Source organism: Streptomyces sp. NPDC001270, assembly GCF_042896695.1.
GTDB lineage: Bacteria > Actinomycetota > Actinomycetes > Streptomycetales > Streptomycetaceae > Streptomyces.
Genome location: NZ_JBIAXM010000020.1, coordinates 76,512 through 92,435 on the forward strand (window position 1 = coordinate 76,512; position 15,924 = coordinate 92,435).

Below are 15,924 nucleotides of genomic sequence, written 5' to 3' on the forward strand. Positions count from 1 at the left end.
GGGACTTCACGCCGCTCAGCGGACGGGCGTGAAGTCCCGCGCGCCGATGAACTCCGGCCGCCGCACCGGCGCCGCGAACGGCTCCACCGCCGCGTTCTCCACGCTGTTGAACACGATGAAGACGTTGCTGCGCGGGAACGGCGTGATGTTGTCGCCCGAGCCGTGCATGCAGTTGCAGTCGAACCAGGTCGCGGAGCCCGCCCGGCCGGTGAACAGCCGGATGCCGTGCTCGCCCGCCAGTGCGGTCAGCGCCGCGTCGGAGGGGGTGCCCGCGTCCTGCATCTGCAACGACTTCTTGTAGTTGTCGTCGGGCGTGGCTCCCGCGCAGCCGAGGAAGGTGCGGTGCGAGCCCGGCATGATCATGAGCCCGCCGTTGGTGTCGAGGTTCTCGGTCAGCGCGATCGACACGGACACCGTCCGCATCCGCGGCAGCCCGTCCTCCGCGTGCCAGGTCTCGAAGTCCGAGTGCCAGTAGAAGCCGCTGGCCCCGAAGCCCGGCTTGACGTTGATCCGGGACTGGTGGACGTACACGTCCGAGCCGAGGATCTGCCGGGCCCGGCCGACCACCCGCTCGTCCCGGACGAGCTGCGCGAACACCTCGCTGATCCTGTGGACCTCGAAGACGGAGCGGATCTCCTTCGACTTCGGCTCCACGATCGAGCGTTCGTCGGCGCGGATCGCCGGGTCGGCGATCAGCCGGTCCAGCTCGCCCCGGTAGCGGGCGACCTCGTCATCGGTGATCAACTGCTCGACGGGGAGGAAGCCGTCGCGGTCGAAGGCCCGCAGACCGTCGGCCGGGATCGGGCCCGGCGTGTCCGGGGAGCCCCAGACGACCGGGTCCTGGCGCGGAACGGACACCTCGGCGGTGCCGCGGCTGGGGTAGAGATCGGTGACGGGCATGCTGGTCACACCTCCTCGGGTTCGGTGAGCAGGGGGTAGACGCCGTTCTCGTCGTGGTCCTCCCGTCCGGTCACGGGCGGGTTGAACACGCAGATGCAGCGGAAGTCCTCCTGTCCCTCCACGACACGGAGCGTGTGCCGCTCGTGGCCGTCGAGGAGGTACATGGTGCCGGGCGTGATCGAGTAGGTCTTCCCGGTCTCGCGGTCGGTCAGCTCGGCGGCGCCCTCGACGCAGACGACGGCCTCGATGTGGTGGGCGTACCACATCGATGTCTCCGTGCCCGCGTACAGGACGGTCTCGTGGAGGGAGAAGCCGACCCGCTCCTTGGCGAGCACGATCCGCTTGCTCTCCCAGGTGCCGGACGCCGCCCTCACATGACGGTCGGTGCCTTCGATCTCCTTGAACGAACGGACGATCACGGTGGTGCAGTCCTCCTCGGTGTTGGGTGACGGACGATCGCCGACGGGTCAGGCGGTTTCGCGTACGGCGCGGGCGACGACGCGCAGCCCCTCGTCCAGCTCGTCCGGGGTGATGGTGAGCGCGGGCAGCAGCTTGACGACCTCGCTCTCCGGGCCGGACGTCTCGATGAGCAGCCCGAGTTCGAAGGCGCGCTGCGCCACCCGCCCGGCGCGCTCCTTGCCGTGGAACTCAAGCCCCCACACGAGACCCCGCCCCCGGTACTCCTTCACCGCGGCGCGGTTCTCCTCGGTGACGGCGTTCAGGGCCTCTTCGATCTGCTCGCCCCGGGCCCGGGTCTGCTTCTCCATGGCGGAGCCGTCGGCCCAGTAGCTCTCCAGGGCCGCGGTGGCGGTGACGAACGCGGGGTTGTTGCCGCGGAAGGTGCCGTTGTGCTCGCCCGGCTCCCAGACGTCCAGCTCGGGCTTGAACAGGCACAGCGACATGGGCAGGCCGTAGCCGCTGATGGACTTCGACACGGTGACGATGTCGGGCACGATGCCGGCCTCCTCGAAGGAGAAGAAGGCACCGGTGCGGCCACAGCCCATCTGGATGTCGTCGACGATCAGCAGCATGTCGCGCCGCTCGCACAGCTCGGCCAGTCCGCGCAGCCATTCGGGCCGCGCGACGTTGATGCCGCCCTCGCCCTGCACGGTCTCGACGATCACCGCGGCGGGCTGGTTGAGCCCGGACCCCTGGTCCTCCAGCAGCCGCTCGAACCAGAGGAAGTCGGGGACCCGCCCGTCCAGGTAGTGGTCGAAGGGCATCGGCGTGCCGTGCACCAGCGGGATTCCGGCCCCGGCCCGCTTGAAGGCGTTGCCGGTGACGGCCAGCGAGCCGAGGGACATGCCGTGGAAGGCGTTGGTGAACGACACGATCGCCTCGCGCCCCTTCACCTTCCGCGCCAGCTTCAGCGCGGCCTCGACCGCGTTGGTGCCGGTCGGGCCCGGGAACATGACCTTGTACGGCAGGTCGCGCGGGCGCAGCACCAGGTCCTGGAAGGTCTCCAGGAAGGCGCGTTTGGCCGTGGTCGACATGTCGAGGCCGTGGGTGACCCCGTCCCGTTGCAGATAGTCGATCAGCGCCCGTTTGAGCACCGGATTGTTGTGGCCGTAGTTGAGCGAGCCCGCGCCGGCGAAGAAGTCGAGGTACCGGTGTCCGTCCTCGTCGTACATCAGGCTGCCCTGGGCACGGTCGAAGACGGTGGGCCAGCCGCGGCAGTAGCTGCGTACCTCGGACTCCAGGGTCTCGAAGACGCTGAGGTCGGGCTGGGTGATGGTCACGGTGATCGCTCCTCAGTGCGACAGGCGGGGGGTGAGCGGCCCGATCCGGTACAGGACCTCGGGCTGGTGGGGGCCGTCCGGGAAGTGCCCCGAGTCGAACAGCACCTCGCGGCTGACACGGGCACCGTGCCGGGTGGCGTACGAGGTGAACAGGCGCTCGGAGGCGGTGTTGCCGGGGGTGATGGTCGTCTCGACGCCGGTGATGCCCTGCCCGTCGGTGAGCCGGGCGGTCAGCCCGTCGAGCAGCGCCGCCGCCACACCGTGGCCGCGGTGGGCCGCGTCCACCGCGACCTGCCACACGAGCAGCGTCCGTGGACGCTCCGGCCGTACGTACCCGGTGACGAAACCGACGGGTGCCCCGTCCGCCGCGCGGGCCACCGCCGTCGTGCCCGCGAAGTCGCGGCACCACAGCAGATAGCTGTACGAGGAGTTCAGATCGAGGGTCCCGGAGTCCTTGGCAATGCGCCAGAGAGTGGCTCCGTCCGTCACCGTTGGACGGTCGATGAGCAGGTCTGCTTGTGCGGCAGTCATGCGAATTGAATTTAGCGAGCAGAATTCGGAAGTGCACGGTTGGGGGTGCGTAGCGGCCCCTTGAGGATGCCTGACGTAACCGTTTGACCTGCGCAAATAGACAGGAATCAACCCCCTGTGTGGAATGTGTCACACGGTCGAAACCTGCTCGAAAATCTTCTTGTTTAGCTTCCGGAAAAGCGGGCAGAAGAACTCGGGAAAGCTATCTGAAAAAAGGAATGCGAATTGACGTGAATTTCAGGCCCCGGTCACTTGGCCGATGTGCTCGCGCAGGATGCCGGCGTGGCCCGGTGGAAGGCCGGCCGGTCGTCGGGCACGCGACGTTCGCCGCCGGTCGTCCGGGGGACGGGACGGCCGTCCGGGAGCGTCGGGGGTGGGTCGTCCGGTGGATGCGGGTGTGATGCCTGGGGCGTGGCTCGGCGGGGGGCCTGGTGTGACGCCTGTGGTGTGCTGCTCGGTGGAGCCTGGTGTGACGCCTGTGGTGCGTCGGGGGGCCCGTCTCGGGGTAGGTCGGTGGTCATGTCGCGAGAATGGCACGCCGCGCCGGTGGCGCCCCGGGCATGTCCGGCCGTCCGCGCGGTTCGGGACACACCGGCGGACCGGTGGTCCGCGGCCGTGCCGGAGAGCCGGGTGCGTGCGTCGTTACCGGGGGCCCGGATGCCCGGAGGCGCACCAGCGGAGCGGGTATGCGCGGACGCACCCGTGGGCCGCTGTCTCCCGCGGCCTGCCGGGCAGTGGCCGCCGCGCCCGTCGTGCCCGCCGCACCCGTCACGGCCGGCCGTCGACGCCGGGAGTTCGTCGCCTGTGCCCCCTCGGCCGCAGGCGAGCACGGACCGGCCGGGCCCGGCGGCCCCGCCCGGCCCGGCCGTCCCGCTCGGCGCGGCCGTCCCGCTCGGCGCGGCCGTCCCGCTCGGCGCGGCCGTCCCGATCGGCCCGGCCGTCCCGCTCGGCGCGGCGGACGCCGCCGGGCCCGGCCGCCGGGGCCGGCACGGGCAGGGGTCAGCCGCGGTAGGCGGACTCGGCGGCGCCCCGGGCGCCCGCCACGTCCACCGTCAGCCCCCGCTCGGCCAGCGCCGCGCCCAGCGCCGTCAGACAGCCCAGGACCGCCTCCGGCGTCGCGTCCGGCCCGTAGTGGTTGACCCGGATCATCTCCTTGGCCAGCGCGCCGCCCCCCGCGGCCAGCGGCAGCGCCGGATCGTCCGCCAGCGCCCGCGCCACCAGCTCCGTCGCGCTCACGCCCGACGGCACCCGCAGGGTCGTGGCCACCGGCGCCGCGTCCGCGACCTCGTACACATACGGCTCCAGACCCCCGCCCAGCGCCACCGCGCCCGCCCGCATGGCCAGCGCGGCGCCGCGGTGCCGCGCCATCACGGTGTCCAGACCCACGCGCTCGATCCGCTCGGCACACGCGTCGAGCGCCAGCATCTCCAACTGCGCCGGCGCGTGCGGCAGCACCTTGCGGCCCGCGTCGATCCAGCGTTCCTTCCAGTCGAGCAGGGAGAGGTAGGAACGGCGCGGCGCGTGCGGATTCGCCGCCATCCGGGTCCAGGCCCGCTCGCTCACCGACACCGCCGACACCCCTGCCGGGCCGCCCATCGCCTTCTGCGCGCCGATCACGCACAGGTCCACGCCCCAGGCGTCCGGCAGCACCGGCTCGGCGCCCACGGCGGCGACCGCGTCCAGGTAGAACAGCGCGCCGTGCGCCCGCACCACCTCGCCGATCTCCGCGACCGGATTGGTGTTCCCGGTCGCCGCCTCCGCGTGCACCAGCGAGACGAAGTCGATCTCCGGACGCCCGGCCAGGGCCGCCCGGATCCCGTCCGCCGTGGCCGCCGTGTGGAAGGGCACCGGCAGATCGATCACCGTCGCACCGCACTCCCGCAGCCAGTTCCCGAAGGTCTGCCCGTACGGTCCGGTGATCACGTTCAGCGCGGTCGTGCCCGGTCCCGCCGTCCCCCGGATCGCGCCCTCCAGCGGCAGCAGCGCCTCGCCCTGCATGATCACGACGTCCTGCCGGGTGTCCAGCAGCCGGGCCACCCGGTCCTCGACGGCGGCGAAGCGCGCGGCGGTCAGCGGGGGCAGATCCAGGAACGGATGGGTCACGGCGCGGCTCTCTTCACTCGCGAGGGGGCGATCCAGACGAGGGTAACCGGCCCTCACACATCGTCGTTGACCGGTGACTTCGCGGGCCGACAGCCCCACGGCCGACGGAGCGCCCCGACCGCCGGGCGGCTCACCGCCTGAGCACCGCACCGCGCAACCGCACGCAGGAATCCACCGCTTCCCCTCACACGACATGGAGGTCCCGTGACCACGCACCTTCGGCGCCGGGTTCGCGTCCTGGCCACCACCGCCGCCGTGGCCGGACTGGCCCTCGTGGCCGGCTGTTCCTCCGGCGACAGCGGCGGCGCGTCCACCACCGCCGCCGGCGGGGTCGAACTGGTCAAGGCCGGACAGCTCACCACCTGCACCCACCTGCCCTATCCGCCCTTCCAGTCCGAGATCGACGGCAAGGTGCAGGGCTTCGACGTCTCCCTGATCGACCTGGTCGCCAAGAAGCTGGGTGTCGGACAGCAGATCCTCGACACGCCCTTCGAGAACTTCAAGACCGGGGCGTTCCTGAACTCCGGCGAGTGCGACCTGGCCGCCGCCGGCATGACCATCACCGCGGAACGCAGGAAGAACGTCGACTTCTCCACCCCGTACTTCGACGCCACCCAGGCCGTCCTCGTCGACCGAAAGAGCGGTCTCACCTCCTTGGCCGACGTCAAGGCGAAGGGCGCCGAGCTGGGCGCGCAGGCGCAGACCAGCGGCGAGGACTACGCGAAGAGCAAGGGCTACGACCCGGTCTCGTTCGAGTCCTCCGACGCCGTCCTCAGCGGCCTGCGCACCGGCCAGGTCCAGGCCGTCGTCATCGACTACCCGGTCGTCCAGGGCTGGCTCAAGGACAAGGCCAACGCCGACGCGTTCCGCACCGTGGACAACCTCGACACGGGCGAGCAGTACGGCTTCGCGCTGAAGAAGGGCAACTCCAAGCTGCTCGCCGCCGTCGACCAGGCCCTCGCGGACGCCAAGGCGGACGGCACGTACCGGAAGCTGTACGAACAGTGGATCGGCCCGTACGACGCCGCCGCCGCGTCGCCCGCCGCCTCATGACCGGCCCGGCGCACACCGCGGCCCCGCCCCGCGGAAGGAGACTGACCCGCCGCCGGCGGCGCGGGCTGTCCCGGGCCCTCCAGTACGCGGTCTTCGCCGCCGCGGTGATCGCGCTCGCGGTCACCGCGGACTGGGGCCGGCTGCGCAACCAGTTCGCGCAGGCGGACCTAGCCCGGCAGATGTTCCCCGACGTCATCACGCTGGCGCTGAAGAACACCGTGCTCTACACCCTGTCCGGCTTCGCCGTCGGACTGGTGCTCGGCATGGTGATCGCCCTCATGCGGCTGTCGTCGGTCGGCCCCTACCGCTGGCTCGCGAGCGTCTACATCGAGATCTTCCGCGGCCTGCCCGCCCTGCTGATCTTCATCTTCGTCGGCGTCGCCGTGCCGCTCGCCTTCCCCGGCACGGAGATCCCCGGCGGGACGTACGGCAAGGTGGCCCTCGCGCTCGGCCTGGTCTCGGCCGCTTACATGGCGGAGACGATCCGCGCCGGCCTCCAGGCCGTACCCAGGGGACAGTCGGAGGCGGCCCGTTCGCTGGGGTTCTCGCCCACCCGGGCCATGGTCTCGATCATCGCCCCGCAGGCGTTCCGCATCGTCCTGCCGCCGCTCACCAACGAACTGGTGCTCCTGTTCAAGGACTCCTCGCTGGTGCTGTTCCTCGGCGTCACCCTCCAGGAACGCGAACTGGCCAAGTTCGGCCGGGACCTGGCCGGCCAGAGCGCCAACTCGACGCCGATCCTGGTCGCCGGCCTGTGCTACCTGCTGGTCACCGTCCCGCTCAGCCTCGTCGTCCGCCGCATGGAGTCCAGGACCCAGGAGGCCGTCAGGTGAGCGGCCGGCCCGAGATCAGCGTCCGCGCGCTGCACAAGTCCTTCGGCTCCGCCGAGGTGCTGCGCGGCATCGACCTGGAGGTCGGCCGGGGCGAGGTCGTCTGCGTCATCGGCCCCTCCGGCTCCGGCAAGTCGACCCTGCTGCGCTGCGTCAACCTGCTGGAGGAACCGACCCGGGGCCAGGTGTGGGTCGGCGGCGTCGAACTCACCGACCCCGATGTCGACATCGACGCCGCACGCCGCCGTATCGGCATGGTCTTCCAGCAGTTCAACCTGTTCCCGCATCTGACGGTGACCGAGAACCTCACCCTGCCGCAGCGCCGGGTGCTGCGCCGGGACAAGGCACGGGCCGCCGGCGTCGCCGCCCGGAACCTGGCCCGGGTCGGCCTGTCCGAGAAGGCGGACGCCTACCCCGCCGCCCTCTCCGGCGGGCAGCAGCAGCGCGTCGCCATCGCCCGCGCTCTCGCCATGGGCCCCGAGGTCATGCTGTTCGACGAGCCGACCTCGGCGCTCGACCCGGAACTCGTCTCGGACGTCCTCGCCGTGATGCGCATGCTCGCCGACGACGGTATGACGATGATGGTCGTCACCCACGAGATGTCCTTCGCCCGGGAGGTCGCCGACCGGGTCGTCTTCATGGACGGCGGGGTGATCGCCGAGGAAGGCACCCCGGACCAGGTCATCGGCGCTCCCCGCACCGAGCGGACCCGGCACTTCCTCGCCCGTCTCCTCGACCCCGCGGCGGCGGACGTCGCGGAGGGGACGTCCGACCGGGTGGGTGGTGCGGAGTAGCGGCTCACTAAGGTTCGGTACATGAGCGACCACACGGTGCTGCACGTGAAGGGAAGGATCCTCGCCGGGCCCGACGAGGTCCGCGACGAGCTGTGGGTCGTCGGCGGGCGGATCACCTACGACCGCCCGGCCGGCGCCCGCGATCCGATCACCGTGACCGGCTGGGCGCTGCCCGGCCTGGTCGACGCCCACTGCCACGTGGGCCTCGGTACCGAGGGCCCGGTCGGCGCGGACGTCGCCGAGAAGCAGGCGCTGACCGAGCGGGAGGCGGGCGCCCTGCTGCTTCGCGACGCGGGCTCGCCCTCGGACACCCGCTGGATCGACGACCGGGCGGACCTCCCGAGGATCATCCGGGCCGGCCGGCACATCGCGCGCACCCGCCGCTACATCCGTGACTTCGCCCACGAGATCGAGCCGGACCAGCTCGTCGCCCATGTCGCCCAGGAGGCGCGGCGCGGCGACGGCTGGGTCAAGCTGGTCGGCGACTGGATCGACCGCGGCGCCGGCGACCTGGCCCCCTGCTGGCCGCGCGAGTCCCTGGCGGCGGCCATCGCCGAGGCCCACCGCCTCGGCGCCCGGGTCACCGCGCACTGCTTCGCCGAGAACTCCCTGCGCGACCTGGTCGAATCGGGCATCGACTGCATCGAGCACGCGACGGGACTGACCCAGGACCTGATCCCGCTGTTCGCCGAGCGCGGCGTGGCGATCGTCCCGACCCTCGTCAACATCGCCACGTTCCCGCAGCTCGCCGACGGCGGCGAAACCAAGTACCCGCGCTGGTCGGCGCACATGCGGCGGCTGCACGAGCGGCGCTACGACACGGTGCGCGACGCCTACGACGCCGGCATCCCGGTGTACGTCGGCACGGACGCCGGCGGCTCGCTGGCACACGGCCTGGTCGCGGCCGAGGTCGCCGAACTGGTCACCGCCGGGATCCCGCCGGTGGCCGCGCTGTCGGCGACCAGCTGGGCCGCCCGTGCCTGGCTCGGCCGCCCCGGACTGGCCGAGGGCGCGCCCGCCGACCTGGTCGTCTACGAGGCGGATCCGCGGACGGACGTACGGGTGCTGGCGGCCCCGCGCCGGGTGGTGCTGCGCGGACACATCGTCGAGTAGCCGGGGAGCAGGGCGGCCGGGTGGCGGTGCACGGGGCGGTGCGGGAGTGAACGTGGGGGAACTCCTGTGCCCGGGGATTCGAAACCCTTCACGGAAAGCCCACGAATGAGTGAAGTAACCGAGGATTGCTGACTGTTCACCCACAGTGCGTAATCCTGGCCGGGTCCCAAGCACATTCCACTGGGGGTCCCACCACCTTGAACAGCAACAACTTCCGCATGCCCGCACGCCGTCTGGCCGCCGTCGCGACGGCCACGGTCCTCGCCGCGGGCCCGGCGGCGCTGGCCGGCGCGAGCGCCGCGCACGCGACCACCGGCCAGGGCCGCGCCGATGCCGTCGTCCTGCGCACCGGGCTCGACGTGTCCCTGCTCAACAAGACCGTGAACGTCCCGCTCACGGTCTCCCTCAACGAGGTACGGGCACCGCAGAGCGCCGACCGGACCGCGCTGTCCGCCCGGCTCGACGGCGTGGACGGCGGCAAGCCGTTCACGGTGCTCGGCGCGGACGTCGCCTCGGCCAGGGCCACCGTGACCGACGGCCGCGCCGAGGGCTCCGTGCGCCTCGCCCACGCCAAGCTGCACCTGCCCGGCCTGCCGCTGCTCTCCCTCGTCGAGATCGAGACCGTCACCTCCAAGGCGACCTGCGAGGCCGGGAAACCGCCCGCCGCCTCCGCCGGCGTGCTGGGCGCGGTGACGGTGCTCGGCAAGCGGGTCACGCTCAGCGCGGACGGTCCGACGGACGTCCAGGTGCCCGGCGTCGGCGAGGTCCGCCTCGACCTGGCGAAGCGGGCGACCACGACCCGCACGGCGGCGGCCACCGCCCTCGAACTGAAGGTCTCCGTCAACCCGTTGAAGCTGAACGTCGCCGAGGTCGAGGGAACCGTCACCCTCGCCAGGGCGACCTGCGAGACGCCCACCGCGGCCGACGCGCCCACCGGGCCCGCCGACCCGGGGAAGCCCGACCCGGCGAAGCCCGCGGACCCGGCCGGCCCGGCCGAACCCGCGTCCGGCGTACAGCCCCAGGGCGGCGCGGCGCAGGCCGGCCTCGCCGAGACCGGCGGCAGCTCGACGACGCCGTACCTCGCGGGCGGCGCGCTCGCGTTCGTCCTCGCGGGCGGGGGTGCGCTGGTCCTGGCACGCCGCCGCCGGAGCTGACCCTCCGCGCCGTCCGCTCATCGGCCCCTCCCCGCGCGGGAGGGGTCAGTCCGGGTCCGGTCCGGTCGGGGGCCGGCCGGTCAGGACAGCGCGGAGTCCAGGGCGCGCAGCAGGCCGTCCGTCGTGGCCCGGTCGCGTACGGCCACCCGGACCCAGTCCGGGCCCAGCCCCGGGAAGGTGTCGCCGCGGCGTACGGCGTAACCGAGATCCCGCAGCCGCCGCCGTACCCCGGCCGCGTCCGCCATGCGGACCAGGACGAACGGCCCTGCGGCCGGTTCCGCCACCCGTACCCCGCGCGCGGCGAACGCGGACAGGCCCGCCACCAGGTGGGCTCGGTCGGCCGCGACGCGGTGGGCGGCGTGCGCGGCCTCCGTCAGCGCCCGGGGCGTCACGCACGCCTGCGCCGCCGCCAGCGCCGGTGTGGACACCGGCCACAGCGGCTGGGCCCGCGCCAGCTCCGCGACCCGCTCGGGGGCGGCCAGCAGGTAGCCGATCCGCAGCCCGGCCAGGCCCCATGTCTTGGTCAGGCTGCGCAGCACGACGAGGCCGGGCACGTCCGTCCGCCCGGCCAGCGCCTCCCGCTCGCCCGGCACGGCGTCCATGAACGCCTCGTCCACCACCAGCGTCCGCCCGGGACGGGCGAGCCCCGCGAGCGTCGCGGCCGGGTGCAGGACCGAGGTGGGGTTGGTCGGGTTGCCGACCACCACCAGGTCGGCCTCCTCGGGCACGGCCGCCGGATCCAGCCGGAAGCCGTCCGCCGCGCGCAGCAGCACCCGGTCCACGGTGTGCCCCGCGTCCGCCAGCGCCGCCTCCGGCTCGGTGAACTGCGGATGCACCACCACCGGCCGGCGCACCTTCAAGGCGCGGGCGAGCAGCACGAACGCCTCCGCCGCCCCCGCCGTCAGCAGCACCCGGTCCGTCGCGAGCCCGTGCCGTGCCGCCACCGCCGCGCGCGCGGCGCGTCCGTCCGGGTAGGCCGCGAGAGCGGCCAGCGATCCGGCGATGTGCTCCCGCAGCCAGAGCGGCGGAGTGCCGGCGCGGACGTTCACCGCGAGGTCGACCAGTGCCGGGCCGGCGTCGCGGACCTCGGCGTCCCCGTGGTGGCGCAGGTCGGGTCCGGTGCCGTCCTCGGCCGGCCGGGGCGAGCCCCCGTCAGCGGGCATGGGCGTGCCCGCCCTGGTGGCGCTGCCCGGGGTGGTGCCCTTCCTGGGAACGGTCGTCGTGCGGGTGACTCTCATGGGTGTGGCCGTCGTGGGTGTGGCCGTCGTGCGGGTGGGTGCCGTCGTCGTCCGGGTGGAAGTGCGGCTGCTGCGGCAGCCCCACCTTGTGCGCGAAGCCCGGCAGCGCGATCCGGTACACGCACGCGTCGCAGTTCATCCGGACCTCGCCCGCGACGGCCTCCGCGTACCGCTCCATCACCAGGTCGAGCAGCTCCGGCTCCGGCCCGATGACGTCCGCGCAGCGCACGTCCAGCTCCCCACGCGCGGCGGCCCAGCCCTCGGCCTGCTGCTTCACCCGCTCCGGCAGCACACCGGTGAACAGGAAGTACGGCAGGACCACGATCCGGCGCGCACCCAGCCGGGCGCACCGGTCGAGCCCGCTCGGCACGTCCGGCGCCGCTAGCGACACGAACGCGGTCTCCACGCCCGCGTACCCGCGTCCCTCCCACAGCAGCCGCGCCGCCTTGACCACCTCGGCGTTGGCGTCCGGGTCGGTGGAGCCCCGGCCGACCAGCAGCACCGTCACGTCGGCCCGGTCGGCGGGCGTGCGCGCGGCGGTGCCCAGCGCCTGGTCGAGCCGCCGTTCCAGCACGTCGAGCAGGGCCGGATGGGGGCCCAGCGGGCGGCCGTAGGCGTACAAGATCCCGGGGTGCCGCTCCTTCTCGCGGGCCAGCGCCGCCGGTATGTCGCCCTTGGCGTGTCCCGCGGACACCAGCATCAGCGGAACGGCGGCGAACCGGCGCACGCCCCGCTCCACCAGGTCGGTCACGGCATCGGCGAGCGGCGGCGCGGACAGTTCGATGAAGCCGCCGGCGACGGGCAGTTCGGGATGACGGCGGCCCAGCTCACGGACGAACGCGCGGAACGCCTCGGCTCCGGTCTCGTCCCGGGTGCCGTGGCCGGCGATGAGCAGAGCGGGCGGCGGGGTGGTCACTTGATCTCCTCGGTCGGTGCGGTGGGGGGTTGGTACAGAAGGGCGTTGAGGGCCGCGGCGGCCACCGCCGAACCGCCCTTCTCGGACACGTTGCTGACGGCGGGCAGCCCGCTCGCGCGCAGCGCGGCCTTGGCCTCGGCCGCGCCGACGAAGCCGACGGGCAGGCCGATGACGAGCGCGGGGGAGGCGTCCAGGGTCAGCAACTCCTCCAGAGCGGTCGGCGCGCACCCGATCACCCACAGCGCCCCGGGGCCGACGGCGTCGTGGGCGAGCCGGACCGCGTGCGCCGAACGGGTCAGGCCGGGCCGGGCGACGGCGTCCCCGAGCCGGCAGACGGTCTGGCGGCGGGTGATGCCGGCCGCGACCATCTCGACGTCCACCACGACCGGCGCCCCGGCGTGCAGCGCGGCGTGCGCCCGCACCAGGTCGTCCTCGGCCATGACGAGGTCGCTCGCGTACTCCAGGTCGGCGGCCGAGTGGATCACCCGCTCCACCACCGCCCGGGTCAGCGGCGGGAAGCGCGAGGTGTCCAGGCGGGTCCGCAGCCGCCGGAAGGACTCCTGCTCGATCGGATGGATCACACGGTTCACCGGGTCTCCTCCTCCTGCCGGGTGTCCTGCCAGCGGTAGCCGCGCGGGGTCACCATGCGTCCCGCGATCCGTCGGGTCGCCGTGTTGCCCACGGTCACGACGGTCATCATGTCGACCGCCGCCGGGTCCACGTCCGCCAGGGTGGTCAACTGGCCGGATTCATCGGGTCGTGAGGCGTTGCGCACCACCCCGACCGGCGTGGTCGGCGCGCGGTGCTCGGCGAGGATCGCCAGCGCCCGGGGCAACTGCCAGTCGCGGCCCCGGGAGCGCGGGTTGTAGAACGTCACCACGAGGTCCGCCTCGCCCGCCGCCCGCACCCGTCGCTCGATCACCTCCCACGGCGTGTGCAGGTCGGACAGGCTGATCGAGGCGTGGTCGTGGCCGAGCGGCGCCCCGAGGACCGCCCCGGCGGCCAGTGCCGCGGTCACCCCCGGCACACCGACGACGTCGATGTCGTCGGACGCCTCGGCGAGCGCGGGGGAGGCCATGGCGTACACGCCCGCGTCCCCGCTGCCGATCAGCGCGACCGCGTGCCCCGCGCGGGCCTCGGCGACCGCCGTGCGGGCCCGTTCCTCCTCGGCACCGAGCCCGGACTCCAGGATCCGGGTGCCGGGCCGCAGCAGATCGCGGATCTGGGCGACGTACTGGTCGAGTCCGACGAGCACCGAGGCGCGGCGCAGTTCGGCCTTCGCGCGCGGGGTGAGCAGGTCCCGGGCGCCGGGCCCGAGGCCGACCACGGCGAGCCGCCCGCGCCCCGGCCGCCGGACCACCGCGCAGGTCGCGCCCGCGGGCCGGGCCGCCGACTTCCGTTTCGGTACGAGGAGTTCGCCGCCGCCGAGCAGCGCGGCGGCCTCGGCGACCGACGGGGTGCCGACGGCGGCGAGCGGCGCCGCGGACGGGTTCGGCACCTCGACCCGCGCCAACCGGGCGGCGGAGTACGTCACCAGGGGCACCCCGAGCCGTTCGGCGGCGGCCACGACGCCCGGTTCGCCGGCCTTGGCGTCGACGGTGGCCAGCGCCGCCACGGACGCGGCCGACAGCCCGGCGTCCCGCAGCGCGTCCCCGACCAGCTCCAGCACCTCCTCGGCCGGGACGCCGCGGGAGGCACCCACCCCGACCACCAGCGTCGGCGGCCGCAACAGCACCTCGCGCGCGCCGGGTACGACGTCCCGGTCGGTCACCCGGATCGCATACGACCTGGTGTCGGTGTCGGTGCCGGTGCCGGTGTGCGGGTGGGTGTCGGCGACCGGCAGTGCCGGCAGCGGCCAGCTCACCTCACGGTCCAGGGCGACCGGCGTGCCGTCGAGCAGTGCCCGCGAGACGGCCGCGACCGCCCCCTCGACCGGCAGGCCCAGGGTGTCGAGACCGGGTAGGTCCACCGCGTCCGTCGCCGTCGTCACCACCGGCCGCGCGCCCAGCAACCCGCCGACCTCCCGGGCGAGTTCGTTGGCGCCGCCGCCGTGCCCGCCGATCAGCGACACGGCGAACCGCCCGGCCTCGTCCACGCACACCACACCCGGGTCGGACGCCTTGCCGCCGAGCAGCGGGGCGACGAGCCGCACCACGGCACCGGTCGCCAGGAAACACACCACCTGCTCGCACTCGGCGAACGCGGCCCGTACGGCGTCCGCGACGGGACCCCCGTACACCCGCGTCCGCTCCGGCCACGCCGCGGCCAGCCGGTCGCGTGCCGCCGCCCCCGCCGCGGTGGCGGAAATCAGGCCGATCACTGGGCAACTCCTTCGACACTCGCGCGGGGCCGTTCGCCCCACAGCAGGAACACGGGATTGGCGGCCGCGAGCCGGGTCACCTCACCGGGCAGCGGGGCGAGCCGCGCGGACTGGAGCAGCACCCCGGCGCAGGAGAACCCGGCGCCGGTGAGCGCGGCCCGCGCGGCGGGCACCCGGTCCACGGCGGCCAGCGCGACCACCACCGTCCGCCGCGCCCGCCGGGCGCACGCGGCGACCACAGCGGGCAGTTCCGCGCCCCCGCCGCCGACGAACACCGCGTCCGGATCGTCCAGTTCCGCCAGCGCGGCCGGTGCCTCGCCGTGCACCACCCGTACGTCGACCCGGTGGGCCGCCGCGTTGGCCCGGATCCGCTCGACGCCGTCCGCGGTCTTCTCCACGGCCACGACGGCGGCGCCCAGCCGCGCGCACTCCACCGCCACCGACCCGGATCCCGCGCCGACGTCCCACACCAGGTCGCCCAGGCGCGGCCCGAGCCGGGCCAGGGCCAGGGCCCGCACCTCGAACTTGGTGATCATCGAGTCGCGGTGCGTGAACTCCGCCTCGTCCAGCGCCCAGCCGGGCGGCCGGGCGTCCGGCCCGGCCACCGTCCGCGCCCCGCCCGGCGCCCGGGACCCGTCCAGGCAGACGACGACGCTCACCGCCGTACCCCAGTCCCGGGCGGCGGCCTCGGCGGGTGTCACCCGCTCCACCCGCTCCCGGACCGGATCGCCGAGGGCGCTCGCCACCACCAGGATCCGCCCCGGGCCGAGCGCCGCGCCCAGCTCGGCGGGGCCCGCGCCCGGCCCGGTCAGCACCGCCACCTTGGGGTGCGCCCGGCAGACGTTGACCGCCGTGCGCAGCTCACGGCCGTGCGCGCTGACGACCACCGCGTCGTCCCAGGGCAGCCCGATGCGCGCGAAGGCCGCCGCGACCGACGGGACACCGGGCCGCACATCGAGCAGCCCGGACCCGAACCGTTCGGCCAGTGCCCGCACGATCCCGAAGAACCCCGGGTCGCCGGAGGCGAGCACCGTCACCGGCCGGGCCGCGCGGACGTACGCGCCGATGGTGTCGAGGGCGGGCGCGAGCGGCCCGAGCACCAGCCGCTCGGCCCCGTACGGCAGCCGTACCGCGTCCAGGTGCCGCCGCCCGCCCACGACCAGTTCGGCACCGGCCAGGGCGTCCGCCGCGACCGGTGTCCCGGTGCCCGCGCCCACCACCGTGATCAGCGCC

Annotated in this window: 15 protein-coding genes; 5 read left to right on the top strand and 10 right to left on the bottom strand. The window is 73.9% G+C overall.

Features of this window, described 5'->3' with window-relative positions:
* Positions 1-15 precede the first annotated feature (15 nt).
* From thpD to ACFY2B_RS29685, 5 genes are all read right to left on the bottom strand, one after another.
* Positions 16-900, bottom strand: a complete 885-nt coding sequence (gene thpD, locus ACFY2B_RS29665) for an ectoine hydroxylase (protein WP_390766137.1) — start codon at positions 898-900, stop codon at positions 16-18.
* Between the two features lie 5 nt (positions 901-905).
* A complete protein-coding gene (locus ACFY2B_RS29670) occupies positions 906-1,319 on the bottom strand; it encodes an ectoine synthase (protein WP_390766138.1) in 414 nt (137 codons plus the stop codon).
* A gap of 48 nt (positions 1,320-1,367) precedes the next feature.
* Positions 1,368-2,639, bottom strand: coding sequence for a diaminobutyrate--2-oxoglutarate transaminase (gene ectB, locus ACFY2B_RS29675; protein WP_390766139.1), 1,272 nt, complete (start codon positions 2,637-2,639; stop codon positions 1,368-1,370).
* Between the two features lie 12 nt (positions 2,640-2,651).
* Positions 2,652-3,170: a diaminobutyrate acetyltransferase gene (ectA, locus tag ACFY2B_RS29680; RefSeq protein ID WP_390766140.1), complete on the bottom strand. Its 519-nt coding sequence runs from the start codon at positions 3,168-3,170 to the stop codon at positions 2,652-2,654.
* 999 nt (positions 3,171-4,169) lie between these two features.
* The gene (locus ACFY2B_RS29685) at positions 4,170-5,273 is read right to left on the bottom strand and encodes a pyridoxal-phosphate-dependent aminotransferase family protein (RefSeq protein WP_390766141.1); all 1,104 of its coding nucleotides are present in this window, start codon (positions 5,271-5,273) and stop codon (positions 4,170-4,172) included.
* A 204-nt stretch (positions 5,274-5,477) separates the two neighbouring features.
* On the opposite strand from ACFY2B_RS29685, the gene ACFY2B_RS29690 reads away from it, so the two are divergent.
* From ACFY2B_RS29690 to ACFY2B_RS29710, 5 genes are all read left to right on the top strand, one after another.
* Positions 5,478-6,326, top strand: coding sequence for an ABC transporter substrate-binding protein (locus ACFY2B_RS29690; protein WP_390766142.1), 849 nt, complete (start codon positions 5,478-5,480; stop codon positions 6,324-6,326).
* Positions 6,323-7,159 (top strand): amino acid ABC transporter permease, encoded by an 837-nt coding sequence (locus ACFY2B_RS29695; protein ID WP_390766143.1) that lies wholly within the window; start codon positions 6,323-6,325, stop codon positions 7,157-7,159. The genes ACFY2B_RS29690 and ACFY2B_RS29695 overlap by 4 nt, the downstream gene beginning before the upstream one ends.
* Positions 7,156-7,950 carry an amino acid ABC transporter ATP-binding protein gene (locus tag ACFY2B_RS29700; RefSeq protein ID WP_390766144.1) on the top strand — a complete coding sequence of 265 codons (795 nt, stop codon included), beginning with the start codon at positions 7,156-7,158 and terminating at the stop codon, positions 7,948-7,950. Before ACFY2B_RS29695 ends, ACFY2B_RS29700 begins: the two co-directional genes overlap by 4 nt.
* A gap of 21 nt (positions 7,951-7,971) precedes the next feature.
* Positions 7,972-9,063, top strand: coding sequence for an amidohydrolase family protein (locus ACFY2B_RS29705; RefSeq protein ID WP_390766145.1), 1,092 nt, complete (start codon positions 7,972-7,974; stop codon positions 9,061-9,063).
* Between the two features lie 197 nt (positions 9,064-9,260).
* Complete coding sequence (locus tag ACFY2B_RS29710) at positions 9,261-10,217, top strand: SCO1860 family LAETG-anchored protein (RefSeq protein WP_390766146.1); 957 nt, start codon at positions 9,261-9,263, stop codon at positions 10,215-10,217.
* Positions 10,218-10,297: 80 nt separating this feature from the next.
* Here the strand turns inward: ACFY2B_RS29710 and cobC are convergent, their stop codons facing one another.
* Genes cobC through cbiE form a run of 5 tightly spaced genes read right to left on the bottom strand, consistent with a single transcriptional unit; the run spans position 10,298 to position 15,920 of the window.
* Positions 10,298-11,380, bottom strand: coding sequence for an Rv2231c family pyridoxal phosphate-dependent protein CobC (gene cobC / locus ACFY2B_RS29715; protein ID WP_390766147.1), 1,083 nt, complete (start codon positions 11,378-11,380; stop codon positions 10,298-10,300).
* Complete coding sequence (locus ACFY2B_RS29720; protein WP_390766148.1) at positions 11,370-12,371, bottom strand: sirohydrochlorin chelatase; 1,002 nt, start codon at positions 12,369-12,371, stop codon at positions 11,370-11,372. Before ACFY2B_RS29720 ends, cobC begins: the two co-directional genes overlap by 11 nt.
* Positions 12,368-12,961: a precorrin-8X methylmutase gene (locus ACFY2B_RS29725; protein WP_390766149.1), complete on the bottom strand. Its 594-nt coding sequence runs from the start codon at positions 12,959-12,961 to the stop codon at positions 12,368-12,370. Before ACFY2B_RS29725 ends, ACFY2B_RS29720 begins: the two co-directional genes overlap by 4 nt.
* Entirely contained in the window at positions 12,958-14,691 is a 1,734-nt protein-coding gene (cobJ, locus tag ACFY2B_RS29730) for a precorrin-3B C(17)-methyltransferase (RefSeq protein WP_390766150.1), read from the bottom strand. The genes ACFY2B_RS29725 and cobJ overlap by 4 nt, the downstream gene beginning before the upstream one ends.
* A complete protein-coding gene (gene cbiE, locus ACFY2B_RS29735) occupies positions 14,688-15,920 on the bottom strand; it encodes a precorrin-6y C5,15-methyltransferase (decarboxylating) subunit CbiE (RefSeq protein ID WP_390766219.1) in 1,233 nt (410 codons plus the stop codon). The genes cobJ and cbiE overlap by 4 nt, the downstream gene beginning before the upstream one ends.
* Positions 15,921-15,924: the final 4 nt, after the last annotated feature.